This window comes from Enterococcus xiangfangensis (assembly GCF_005405365.1).
Taxonomy (GTDB): domain Bacteria; phylum Bacillota; class Bacilli; order Lactobacillales; family Enterococcaceae; genus Enterococcus_A; species Enterococcus_A xiangfangensis.
In genome coordinates this window covers 253,326-265,962 of record NZ_BJDX01000002.1, presented here as the reverse complement: position 1 = coordinate 265,962, position 12,637 = coordinate 253,326, and the positions used below count along the sequence as shown (strand labels likewise).

Annotated in this window: 11 protein-coding genes; 2 read left to right on the top strand and 9 right to left on the bottom strand. The window is 38.7% G+C overall.

Going from position 1 to position 12,637, the window contains the following annotated elements:
* Nucleotides 1-76: 76 nt before the first annotated feature.
* A complete protein-coding gene (locus FFM68_RS03435; RefSeq protein WP_137618038.1) occupies nucleotides 77-589 on the bottom strand; it encodes a YehS family protein in 513 nt (170 codons plus the stop codon).
* A gap of 112 nt (nucleotides 590-701) precedes the next feature.
* Nucleotides 702-2,465: a glycoside hydrolase family 13 protein gene (locus FFM68_RS03430; RefSeq protein WP_137618037.1), complete on the bottom strand. Its 1,764-nt coding sequence runs from the start codon at nucleotides 2,463-2,465 to the stop codon at nucleotides 702-704.
* A 578-nt stretch (nucleotides 2,466-3,043) separates the two neighbouring features.
* Between FFM68_RS03430 and abc-f the strand changes: the two genes are divergently transcribed.
* Complete coding sequence (gene abc-f, locus FFM68_RS03425; RefSeq protein WP_137618036.1) at nucleotides 3,044-4,540, top strand: ribosomal protection-like ABC-F family protein; 1,497 nt, start codon at nucleotides 3,044-3,046, stop codon at nucleotides 4,538-4,540.
* Nucleotides 4,541-4,701: 161 nt separating this feature from the next.
* Here abc-f and hypD read toward each other — a convergent pair whose 3' ends face one another.
* Both hypD and FFM68_RS03415 read right to left on the bottom strand, forming a co-directional pair.
* Nucleotides 4,702-7,104 (bottom strand): trans-4-hydroxy-L-proline dehydratase, encoded by a 2,403-nt coding sequence (hypD, locus tag FFM68_RS03420; protein WP_137618035.1) that lies wholly within the window; start codon nucleotides 7,102-7,104, stop codon nucleotides 4,702-4,704.
* Nucleotides 7,105-7,145: 41 nt separating this feature from the next.
* Nucleotides 7,146-7,925, bottom strand: a complete 780-nt coding sequence (locus tag FFM68_RS03415; RefSeq protein WP_137618034.1) for a glycyl-radical enzyme activating protein — start codon at nucleotides 7,923-7,925, stop codon at nucleotides 7,146-7,148.
* Nucleotides 7,926-8,106: 181 nt separating this feature from the next.
* Between FFM68_RS03415 and FFM68_RS03410 the strand changes: the two genes are divergently transcribed.
* A complete protein-coding gene (locus tag FFM68_RS03410; protein WP_137618033.1) occupies nucleotides 8,107-8,649 on the top strand; it encodes a helix-turn-helix domain-containing protein in 543 nt (180 codons plus the stop codon).
* Nucleotides 8,650-8,926: 277 nt separating this feature from the next.
* On the opposite strand, the gene FFM68_RS03400 is transcribed toward FFM68_RS03410, so the two are convergent.
* The 5 genes from FFM68_RS03400 to FFM68_RS03380 are packed head-to-tail and all read right to left on the bottom strand — an operon-like array spanning nucleotide 8,927 to nucleotide 12,486.
* The gene (locus tag FFM68_RS03400) at nucleotides 8,927-9,250 is read right to left on the bottom strand and encodes a PTS lactose/cellobiose transporter subunit IIA (RefSeq protein ID WP_137618032.1); all 324 of its coding nucleotides are present in this window, start codon (nucleotides 9,248-9,250) and stop codon (nucleotides 8,927-8,929) included.
* 19 nt (nucleotides 9,251-9,269) lie between these two features.
* Nucleotides 9,270-9,788 (bottom strand): GrdB-related putative oxidoreductase, encoded by a 519-nt coding sequence (locus tag FFM68_RS03395; protein ID WP_137618031.1) that lies wholly within the window; start codon nucleotides 9,786-9,788, stop codon nucleotides 9,270-9,272.
* Nucleotides 9,789-9,802: 14 nt separating this feature from the next.
* Nucleotides 9,803-11,158 carry a PTS cellobiose transporter subunit IIC gene (gene celB / locus FFM68_RS03390; RefSeq protein WP_137618030.1) on the bottom strand — a complete coding sequence of 452 codons (1,356 nt, stop codon included), beginning with the start codon at nucleotides 11,156-11,158 and terminating at the stop codon, nucleotides 9,803-9,805.
* An 18-nt stretch (nucleotides 11,159-11,176) separates the two neighbouring features.
* Nucleotides 11,177-11,512 carry a PTS sugar transporter subunit IIB gene (locus tag FFM68_RS03385; RefSeq protein ID WP_137618029.1) on the bottom strand — a complete coding sequence of 112 codons (336 nt, stop codon included), beginning with the start codon at nucleotides 11,510-11,512 and terminating at the stop codon, nucleotides 11,177-11,179.
* 20 nt (nucleotides 11,513-11,532) lie between these two features.
* Nucleotides 11,533-12,486, bottom strand: a complete 954-nt coding sequence (locus FFM68_RS03380; RefSeq protein WP_167483444.1) for a glycosylasparaginase — start codon at nucleotides 12,484-12,486, stop codon at nucleotides 11,533-11,535.
* Nucleotides 12,487-12,637: the final 151 nt, after the last annotated feature.

Below are 12,637 nucleotides of genomic sequence, written 5' to 3'. Positions count from 1 at the left end.
TCAAAACAGATCACAGATAAACTTATTAGCTAAAAGAGGCTGTGGCAAATATTTGCCACAGCCTCTTGATTCTATTTTAATCCCGATAGCACAAAGCTAATCCTTTTAGAAAATTTCGCGCATACTTATCCCCGCAAGGCTTGAAATTACGATGTCCTTCTTTTCGTAGAATCGCACCTAGCTCGCCCTTTGAAGGATACACCTCAGCTGCTGCTAAAATATCCAGCATATCGTCACTAGTCAACGCCAGCGCAATTTTTACCTTTTTCAACAAAATATTATTGATATGTCGGATCTCAGTACTTTTTGGTTGCACGGATTGCGTTGGTTTATTTTTTTGCTCCCCGCGTTTTATTATAATAAAACCGTTTAAAAAAGTATCCAACACTTTATTGTTGATCATTTTTACATACATATTTTTTTCAAATTCGTCGTTGTCTTCAACTTCTTGATTCCTTACTCTTGTCAACATCGCTTTTTCTTCTTCTCTAGAAACATCCATACCGCCCAACTGAAACGCTTTGATGATATCAGAATCTTTGATATCTAGAGCATATCTTAGCCGTAATAATAAATCATTATTATTCATTATTTTCCTCCGCAACTCTTGACTGATGCACTTACTATACCATAAAAACAGGCTTCGTTTGGATTATCTCCTCTAGTCAGAATCTTCTCCAACAAATCGTGTTTGATCTTTTTCAAATCGGATCCGTAGCGCTGCTTTCTTCAATCACAAATCCATGGCGCAGCAGTTGATACGCCGTTTCTTCCTGATAGTTTTGTCCAAGCAGGCAGTGACCGGTCTTTTTGATTTCTACTGTAGTCCCTTCATTGAATGTTGCAATCAAAGTCTTTCCTTTGTGACTTCGTGTCAGTGAAAAAAGTTTTTTATCATCGTCATAATGCCAGGTTATCGTACCATAACTGAATACTTCATAAAATTGTTTACGCAAGGCGATCAACTTTTTGAAAAAATTGTACAGTTCTTCATCTTGATCTTCCCAGACCATACAGCGGCGGCAATCAGGATCCATCCCGCCTTCCATTCCAACTTCAGTACCATAGTAAATGCAAGGTGTTCCTTTTTGGATGAACATAAAGGTCAATACCGTCTTCATCAAGGCCTTATCGCCTTGACAGATTGTTAAGATTCGCGGTGTGTCGTGAGAATCTAACAAATTAAAACTGACTTCATTGGTTTGATCCCGATAAAGCAACTGCTGCCGATTCATCCCAAAGATCATTTGTGAAATCGAGATCGATTGTTCTAAGAAAAAGGCTTTGATGCGATCAGTAAACGCGTAGTTCATGACAGCATGAAATTCGTCTCCTTGCAGCCAGGGCTGAGAGGAGTGCCAGATTTCTCCTAAAATATATAAATCAGCTTTTTGCTGCAAAACAGCTTCATGAAACTTTTTCCAAAAGTGATGATCGACTTCATTCGCCACATCCAGCCGCCAACCATCAATATCAAATTCACGAATCCAATAAGTTGCGATCTCCAATAAATAATTCTGAACTTCTGGGTTAGCGGTGTTCAATTTAGGCATGTGAGGATTAAAATTGAACGTATCATAATTCAACTGCTTGGCATTTTCTGAGTGAGGGATCATTGTATACCGCGGCGGAAAGGAATCAATATGGAACCAATCAGCATAATCAGACGCCGCACCATGTAAAATTACATCTTGCCACTGATGCGAACTTGCTCCCAGATGGTTGAATACCGCGTCCAACATCACTCGAATCCCTCGTTCATGAGCTTTTTCGACCAACTCACGAAAGAGCTGTTTATCACCAAAGTGCGGATCGATCTCATAATAATCGATCGTATCATATTTATGATTCGACGGTGCGGTAAATATTGGACAAAGATACAGCCCATTTATGCCCAAATCTTCCAAATAATCCAACTTATCAATAACACCTTGCAAGTCACCACCAAAAAAATTTTCGCGAGTCGGATTTTCACTTCCCCACGCTAAAACGTCGGCTGGATCATTCGAAGGATCCCCATTGGAAAAACGTTCAGGGAAAATTTGATACCAGACTGTTTTTGCTACCCACTCTGGCACTTTGAAACGATCGATTTCTTGAAAATAAGGCATCCGAAAATAAAGATAATCACGCATCAAGCGATCTTCCTCGTATTCAAAGATCCCTTGATCCGTATAAAAAATTTTCGTTCCTGAAAAATCAATAATACAAAACGCATATGCTAACCGTCGATGTGGCGCGGTCACTTCAATTTCCCAATAATCATGAGTATCTGTTGTATACGTTTTACTCATCGGTTGTTGTTCTCGGTACCATTCTTCTGAGAATAAATAAAAATCTCCACTGATCAGGCCGACCGATTTTATTTCATCACGCGCTGTTTGTAAGCGAATCCGCATTTGATCTTTTGTGTAGAGAAATGCAAATTCACTTTCGGGACGATGGTAAATTCCTGCATAGTTCATCCCTCCACCTCCATTTCTATTCTCATTGTACCAAATATTCTGATATCTACTATAGCTGAACTGATTCACAAGCGTCCAAAGGGATTATTTAGGTTGGAATATGCTATTATAATAACAGAAGAAATATTTTCTTCGCCTCGTTTATCGAGGATCACTCCAGGGCGTAGCATGTTTGGGGAAGCGGCTGCGTCCGTTTTTTTTGACAAAGCTGAAAAATTTTGTTTTAATGGTTTTATTAATTATAGAAACGAGGGATCATGCCATTGAAAAACTAAGCGAATGTTGGAAGTTGCAAACCGATCTTAGATCAACTTGTATTGATGGGATTAGTGGGCAGATTTTCAGGATTGGCTTAGGGTTTCAAAGGTAGGTCTCTTTTTTTGTCGTTCAGGCTCTCGTTTATTTGATTGGAAATCCACTGATGATTTCCGGTTAAGCAAAGGCTGTTCTGCACAAAATTATCGATATTTTTATTATTTCAAAAAAATATCACTTTAAAGAGCAACTTTCTCCCGATCCTTTCCTGAAAATTGGTTAGGATTTTTTTGTTTCCATTGGGGACAAGGAGGGATATATTTATGACAACAATTAAAATTACACATTTGACATTTGGCTTTGATAAACAGGTTGATTTATTGTTTGATAATGCTGATTTAACGATTGACAGTAGTTGGAGATTAGGACTAGTCGGTCGAAACGGCCGCGGCAAAACGACATTGCTGCATTTACTATTAGGAAAATACCCGTACCAAGGAGAAATTCAGTTTCCTATGCACCCGGTTTATTTCCCAGTAGCTATTGATAAGACTGACCAACTAACCTATTACGCTTTATCAGAAGCTGCTGATTTTGAATTGTGGGAACTAGAACGGGAAATGAACTTAATCCAGCTAGATCCGCAAGTGCTCTGGCAGCCATACCACACACTGTCTGGTGGAGAGCAGACAAAAATTTTATTAGCTTTGCTTTTCACTCAAGCTGATTTCTTTCCATTGATTGATGAACCGACTAATCACCTAGATCTGCAAGGCCGGCAACATGTAGCTGACTATTTGCAGCACAAAGAAGGTTTCATCGTTGTCAGTCACGATCGTCTATTTTTAAATCAAGTTACAGACCATACTTTAGCAATTGAAAAAAGTCAGTTAGTTCTCTATCAAGGAAATTTCACAACGTATGAAGAACAAAAGAAAATGCGAGACGAGTTTGAACTTGCCCAAAATAGAAAGATCAAAAAAGAAATCGGCCGTTTGAAAAAAACAGCTGCCGAAAAAGCAGAATGGTCCCGTTCACGAGAAAAGAACAAATACGGAAAACCCTCAGAAAAGGGCAGCGGAGCCGTTTATGATACAGGTTTCATCGGTGCTCGAGCGGCTCGAACGATGAAACGTTCAAAAAATATCGAAGGTCGGATGTATGATCAAATCGAAGAAAAAGAACGCTTGTTAAAAGATTTGGAAGATGTTGATCGCTTAACGATGAATTATCAGCCGAGCCGTCATGGACAGCTTCTAAAACTAGAAGAGTTGTCGTTACATTATGCTGAGAAAACACTTTTTGCCCCACTTTCCTTCGAATTAACACGCGGTCAAATTACCGCATTGACCGGACCAAATGGAATTGGAAAATCTAGCGTACTGCATTATCTGCTAGGAACTTTTACTGGCGAAGCTGAAGGCCACTTACTTCAGCCAACTGCAAAAATCAGTTATGTAAGACAAAATTATGAAAGCAATCACGGCAATTTGCAAGATTTTGCTGAAGCAAACCAGTTGGACTATTCTGCTTTTTTAAACAACTTGCGGAAATTAGGAATGGAACGCAATGTCTTTCAAAATAAAATTGAGGAAATGAGTATGGGTCAACGCAAAAAAGTGGAGTTGGCTAAATCTTTAGCTCAAGAAGCCGAACTCTATATTTGGGATGAACCCTTGAACTATCTCGATGTCTTCAATCAGAAACAATTAGAAGACCTTTTATTGCAAGTAAAGCCCACGATGCTGATCGTAGAACACGATCAAACTTTCTTAGAAAACATTCAAGCGCAGCAACTTCCATTGCGATATACGCTTTAAACAAGATCGATACATCTTACTAATAGTACCGTCTATTCGAAAAAAGGACTGTGACAAAGACGTGTCACAGTCCTTTAACTTGTTTGAATCCAACAATTTTCTTATGACTTGGTAAGCAAATTTTCTTGTCTTGTCCTAGTCAAATTCTGCAGTTTGACTTCTTAGCCGAACGCTTGCTCCGTACGAGAGATGATCTCATCTTGTAATGCTTTTTCAAGGTTATTGAAGTAATCACTATACCCTGCAACTCGTACGATCAAGTTTTCATATTCTTTTGGATGTTTTTGTGCTTTCAAAAGTGTTGCTCGATCGATTACATTGAATTGGATATGGTGTCCATCTAAAGCAAAATAACTGCGAACTAGTGAAGCCATATTGGTTATTCCCGCTTCTCCGGCTACCACGCTCGGAGTGAATTTTTGATTTAGCAATGCGCCGCCGGTTTTGGTCTGATCAATTTTTGATGCCGACTTGATCACAGCAGTCGGACCATTACGATCAGCGCCTTTTTCTGGCGAGATCCCATCTGGCAACGGGATTCCCTTGTGGCGCCCATTTGGTGAAGCCTCCATAACTTGACCGAAATAAACATGACAAGTCGTTGGTAAAAATTCAACCACTGTTTTTGAGCCTTTTGGTGTTGGACGACCTGCGATCACTTCTTGCAGCGAAGCAGCGACATCTCGCAATAAGTTGTCTGCAGCGTCATCGTCATTGCCATATTTAGGTGTCTCATTATAAATACGATCATAAATTTCATCATAGTTCTCGAAATCAGCTTCACAAGCCGCCAATAATTCTTGCATCGTCATCGTTTTTTCTTCAAAAACATTGTATTTGATTGCCGCTAATGAATCAGTGATCGTCGCGATTCCCACGCACTGAATATAGCTAGTATTGTAGCGGGCACCGCCAGCATTATAATCTTTTCCAACTTTGATACAGTCGTCAGACATCACTGAAAGCAACGGCACTGGCATAAATTCCATGTACATTCGTTCAATCAAATTATTTCCCGCCACTTTCACATCCACTACATATTGTAATTCTTGATAAAATGCCTCAAAAACTTCTTCATAAGATTTCATTTGAGTGAAATCACCTACATCGATACCGACTTGTTTATCTGTATAATGATCATAGCCGCGATTCATTGCTAATTCAAAAACTTTGGGAATATTGAGGTATCCGGTTAAAACATAGGCTTCTTTTCCAGCTACACCAACTTCGACACAACCGGAACAAATCCCGCTCTCCCTAGCATCATCGATAGATTTTCCAAGATAGCTTAACTCTGCCAAGATTGCTTCGGAATTGTACATCGCCGGCTGTCCCCAACCTTTGCGTGATACTTTCAATGCTTCGCGTAAAAATTTCTCTGGTGTTTTACGTGAGATTTGGACATTAGAGCTGGGCTGCAACAATTTCATTTCATCCATCACTTCTAAAATCAAATAGCTGACATCGCTCACTCCACTTGTCCCATCTGGACGCAACGCACCTGTATTCAAGTTACAAAAATCAGTATACGTCCCACTTTCTTTCAAGGTGATACCAACTTTTGGGGGCGCTGGTTGATTATTGAACTGAATCCAAAGATTTTCCAATAATTCCCGCGCTTCTTCCCGTGTTAAACGCCCTTCTTCGATATCTTTTTCATAAAAAGGCTCTAGATGTTGATCAAGTTTTCCTGGCGAGTACGCATCCCAATTATTCATTTCGACAGTTACACCGATGTGAGTGAACCAATACATTTGGATTGCTTGCCGGAAAGTTTGTGGTGCATGCTCAGGAACGACATCGCAAACTTCCGCTAAATCAAGCAGCTCTTGTTGCCATTGTGGATCAGTTTCTGTTTTGGCTAACTTGCGACATTGTTCAGCGTAGCGCTTGCCGTAAATGATCATTCCTTCGCAAACTAACTTCATTCCTTCTAATTCTTCACGCTTATTCAAAGCTTCCATGTCATTGTTGTAATCTAAATGATCAATTTCTTGTTGAATATCGGCTTTAAAATCAGCAAATCCTTTTTGATACATTTTCCCATCTGCTACGGTATGTCCTGGCCCTCGCTGCATTAAAAATTCTGTGTACAAACCGCCGTCAAATAATAAATGCCACTCTTTTGGCAACAATCGATTCATTCGTGTCATCATCGCACGCTCATGCCAATAGGGAATAATCACGTCTTCTTGAATCCGACGATCTTCCTCGCTCACCCGGAAAAAAACTTTCTCGCGATTGTGCATATTGTCAAAATCTTCTAATGTGTGGCAGCACAATTCAGGAAAGGTTGGCGCTGCCCATGGCTTATCTCCTTTTTCACCCAAAATTAATGAGCCTTTTTCAATATAGTTCGTTCGATTTTCCATAATGTATTTAAAGGCACGTCCGCGTAATACTGGTGCAGAAACTGTTCCTTCCCACATCTTATAAGCTTCTGTTAATAAAACTGCCCGTTCCATCGAAATACTCGGAGTACATTTTTTGTCGCTGATTTCTCTTAAATATTTGATTCGTTCCGTACTCCCTCGTTTAGTCGGTTCCAATGTCAATTCCGTCATTACTTTTCCTCCTTGAATGTAGTTTTATTGCTTTTGAATAATTAGCCGCCAATCGTTACTCGATACCCTGCATCTTGATATCGTTTTTGGATCATTGCCACTTGTTCCTCTGCTGGTTTGCTAAAATTTTGTGTGCAAATACGTTTCAAACGTTCATACTTATCCCGACCAAAGTCATGATAAGGCAATAAAGAAATTTCATTCACATGAATTTCCTCTTCAGCTAGCCAATCAATGATTCTATTTGCTGCAACCTCATCGGCATTAATTTCATCTAATAAAATCAGCCGTAAATTGATCTCTGTCTGCTGTGCTGATAAGAAACGTAAATTGTCTAAAACTAACTGATTATTAGCTCCGGTATACAGTTGATGAGTATGTGAATCAATGAACTTTAAATCGTACAAAAATAAATCAGCATAAGGCAAAATCTGACGATAGTTCTCAGTCGGTGCGACTCCGCAAGTATCGATCGCAACTGTAATTCCTAACCGTTGGCACTCTTTAGCTAATGGCAAAACATAATCCATATTTTGTGCCATTACTTCCCCACCAGAAAACGTCACCCCGCCGCCTGATTGATCATAAAAAATTTGATCTGCTTGAATTTTCTTTACTAATTCACGAATGGAATATTCTTTGCCAATCAGTTCCTCTTTGCCGTATTTGTTCAACATGATCTCTGGCGCAAATACCTGACTTTCAGGATTGTGACACCATTCACATCTTATGGGACACCCTTTGAAAAAAATTGTCGTACGAATCCCCGGCCCATCATGAGTCGAAAATTTCTGAATGTTAAAAATCGTCGTCTTTTTCACGTGCTTCCCTCCCGCCTTCATTATAGAGTGCTCACTAGACAGTTGCAAGCGCTTTATTCACTATTGTGAATTTTTGTTTTTTATTTTATTTCTTTTTTCACCAAAATGATGATTAGAACTCCCGCTATATTTCAGGTATACTAAACAGAAGAAAACTTTAATAAGAAGGAGGTATATGCCGATGAATATTGGCGAAAAAGTGAAAAATCTGCGCAACGAGCGCGGGATGACACTCAAACAACTTTCCGAAGCTACGGGTCTATCTACAGGCTTTTTATCGCAATTTGAACGCGGAATCACCACCATTGCAGTAGAACATCTATCAACTATCGCAACTTTGTTCAAAGTAAAGATCAATTTCTTTTTTGAAGAAGAAGCTGAGATCGAGCCGATCGTTCGCGGGTACAATCAGCCTGTGATCCATAAATTAAATAATATGATCGATAAACAATTAAGTTCCTTTCCACAAGATAAAATGATCGCACCAAAAATGATCGAAATCATGCCTCATGAAAATCGTGAACTACCTGCCCCTTATCCGCATCAAGGAGAAGAATTCGTTTATGTCCTAGAAGGAATCTTGACCTTAATGATCGAAGACACAATCTACCAGCTTTATCCTGGAGACTCGGCCCATTATTTTTCGACTAGAAATCATAATTGGGACAATCAAACAAACAATATCGTGAAATTTATCGTAGTTCATTATCCAAACGATTATTAAACAATAACACCAAAAAGAAACTGAGCAAAAGAGCTAGGCTCTCGCTTAATCTTTTCTTTACAAAACTGCAGGTATCATCCAAAAAATTTGGTTTTGGCTGGGCAATCAATCCTTACAATCCACTAGGCAAAATTTTGCTGATTGGAATTTTTCTTGCGATTGAAGCATTGTTTTTCTTTGGATAAAAGCTGGGGCTATTTTGTGAAGCCAGGCAGCTTCATCGTTTATTTCTTCAGAAAAAAACTGACAAAGCCAAATGGCTTTGTCAGTTTTAATTTTATTTTTCTAAAGCTGCCAGTCTATGGTATACATCAATCAGTTCTTGCGTTAACCCCAGATAAGAAATGGCGTTCATTAAATGATCTTGACTATGGACCATTAACAATGTTACCTCTGAATTGTTTCCACTTGCTTCAGCAGTCAATAGACTCGTTTGAGTATTATGCGCCTCAATCAATGCATCATTTGCCGCCTTCATCCGTTCTTCAGCCTCAGAAAAATCATTGTTTTTTGCAGCTGCTAAGGCAGCGATTGCCTCGCTTTTTGCATTTCCTGCGTTCATGATTAGTCCCATAACTACTTGTAATTGTTCATCGTTCATTTGTCAAAAATCCTTCCTTTTAAAAACAGATCTGTTCTTCTAAAACTTTAGTATCTTCACCTTTTGCTTTTTCAGCTGCCAGTAATGCCATATTTTTAAAAGAATCATTTAAACCGATTCCGCCTTTTTTAGGCATTTTTACAATGGGAATCTCTTTTTGATACATCTGTGTCGCAGGATTTTCAATCGACATGGCAGCAATTGTAGGAATACCATGTTGAATAAAAATTTTTGTCAATGAACCTGCCATTTCACCAAAATTTGGATAATGCATTGCCGGGCCACAGATTACAGCATCTGCTTGAAATTTTTTTGCAAATCCTACAAATTTCTTAGCAACTTCTTCTTGATGATCCAAATAATAATGATCTCCACAATATAATGTAGCAATGATTTCAGCATCGTGTTCTTTTAAATACGGTATAAGTGTTTGTCCTGGTCCTAATGCCGCTTTTTTCCCGCTAGGAGTTAGGTCAGCATTCTCATCACTGCCCATCCCTGCCTGAACATGATTTAAAACCAATATAATTTTCTTCACTATCTTCACCTATCTTAGATTTCATCAAAATCAAACGTATCAAAGTCAATTTCTTCTGTTTCTTTTTCTTCCGCATCTTTTTCTTCACGTAAATATTGATCGTCTAGTACTTTAATAAATGGATAATAAATCACCATTCCTAAAACAATCAATAAGACTTGCAACACCGAGGCTTGCCAACCGCTTACTAAGAAACCAGAAATGATCGGTGGCGTCGTCCATGGCAACTGAATCCCATTTGTATAAGGAACGATTCCCCAATCCATTGCAAAGTAAGAGATAATAATATTAATTGTAGGGACGAGTGCAAATGGAATCAAAATGATTGGATTTAATACAATCGGCAATCCAAAAATGATTGGTTCATTGATTCCAAAAATACTTGGAACTAATGATAACTGCGATAATTTTTTCACTCGTTGACTCTTACAGAAAATTATCATTACAAGAATCAGTGATAATGTTGAACCGCCCCCACCGAATGTCGCAAACATATCTTGAAATTGTCCTGTGATAATATTAGGAATTTCATGACCATCTTTAAATGCTTGCATATTTTCTACAGATAATGCTCGTAAAACAGGATTGAATACTGCTCCTACTACACTGGACCCATTGATTCCGAAGAACCAGAAGAAATGTAAGAATAAATAAGCAATAATCATTGCACCTAAAGTATTACCTAAACTTAATAATGGTGTTTGCAAGAATGTAAAAATTATATCTTGCAAGTTACCCATTGGCGTTAACGAAACTATCCAATTGATAACAAACATAATTGTTACAACAACAAAACTTGGAATCAATGCTTCAAAGGACTTCACTACCGTCGGCGGAACACCTTCCGGCATTTTAATCGTCCACCCACGATGAATCACTGCCGCAAAAATTCGGGTAGAAATTAGGGCGATTAACATCCCGAGGAACAAACCACTTGAACCCATCCATTTTAGTGGCAAACTAGTCACATCAAAAACTTGAGTACTGTTTTCAGGTGTGAATTGTGTAGTAAATGGTGTCAAAATAAAGAAGGATACCAAAGCTAACGCACCAGATTGAATTGCATCGATATCTAACTGTCTTCCCAAACTATACGCGATCCCCACAACAGCTAAAATCGTCATAACATCGAAACTGGCTGATGCTGGTACTGACATCAAAGATTCCCAGTTGTCCCCTAAAATTGGAGAAATAATATTGCTCCAATTTGGAATCGGAAAGTTTGCAAGTAATAAGAAGAAGGAACCAACAATTAATAATGGCGTCGAGATCAAGAAACCGTCACGGATTGCAATCAAATACTTGTTTTCTCCAATGATTTTAGCTAATGGCGTCAAAATTTTTTCCAACCAATTTAAAAACTTTTCCATTTTTTTCCCTCCTATTAATTAATTGCTTTTTTTATTCTCTTTAATTAATTTTAAAACTTCTTTCATCGCTTTTTCGCCATCCATCATGCCATAGATCTCTGGTGGAATTACAGCTACCGGAATGCCTTGCGGAGTAAATTGTTCTTTAGTTTTTTCGAGCAGAAATTTAACTTGTGGGCCTAATAGAATTGCTACAGGCTTTTCTTTTTCCACTACCTCTTGTGAACGTGCAACTGGGAAAGCCGTAATTTGAAGCGGCATATTGTGCTTATTAACGACTTCCATCATTTTATTGACCATAATACTTGTTGACATTCCTGCGTCACAGAACAGGTAAATCTGTTTTTTACTCATGTTTTCCACTCTCCTAATTTTTATTCAATTGGTGCTTTTATCCTTTTTTCATAAGCATCTAGCCATTCTTGTGTAATTGGCTGAATATTCGTAGTGTGGTTAGCTCCCATATTCGCAATAAAAATCTGCGGCTTCTCTTGGTCATTACCGACACTAAAAGTAAATTCAACGTTGGTAGCAACTCCCCATTCGCCTTGGGCATTCATGGCAACTAATGAAAATGCGCCGGCTTTTCCATAACGGGTGATTAGCTTATCGTGGAACTCATAGACAGCTTTGTCACAAGCTGTTTGTGGACTCATTCCCTCACTCATCAAACGAACAATCTCATAAGATAAGCAACCTTTCATCAAATCTTCCCCTAATCCAGTTGCAGCTGCACCACCGACTTCACTATCTACATAAAAACCAGAACCAGAGAGCGGCGAATCACCTACACGACCAGGTTTTTTCATAAATAAGCCTGAACTAGAAGTTCCAGCCGTCATCGTTCCCATCTGATCTAATGTGATTGCTCCAACCGTATCATGACCATCATAAGGGTTTAAATTGTTCTCATGGATTTCTTTCAGTCGCTTTTCCCAAATTTTATGCGCTCGTTCAGTTAGCATACTTTTTCTTTCAAAGCCCTCTAACATAGAGTACTTTGTTGCCCCTTCACCAACTCGAAAACTATTGAATTTATCTTTACTCAATTTTCGTGCGACAGAGATTGGATTTTTTACATCTGTAATTCCAGCAACTGCCCCAATTTCAAATGTATCTCCATTCATAAAGGCCGCATCCATTTCCAAAATCCCTTCAGCATTCGGCAATCCGCCAAAACCAACTGATTTATAATAAGGATAGTCTTCCACTGTTTTAATTAAATTCTCTACAGCATCGCCGGCTTTTTCTTTATTTTCTAGCAATCGTAATGCTTCTACTACGCCATCATGTGCCATACGCCACGTGGCAATCGCTCCCCAGGCCATTGTCATCCTCCTTTTTCGTTACCGTTTACATTTCTAAAATTCTGACTTCATTATAATTAGTATATACTGTTTTGTATATACTAAACTAAAAATTTCTTTATCTTTTTTTATTTCATGGCTGAAAAAATTTGAAAAAGACCCAGCAGATCAC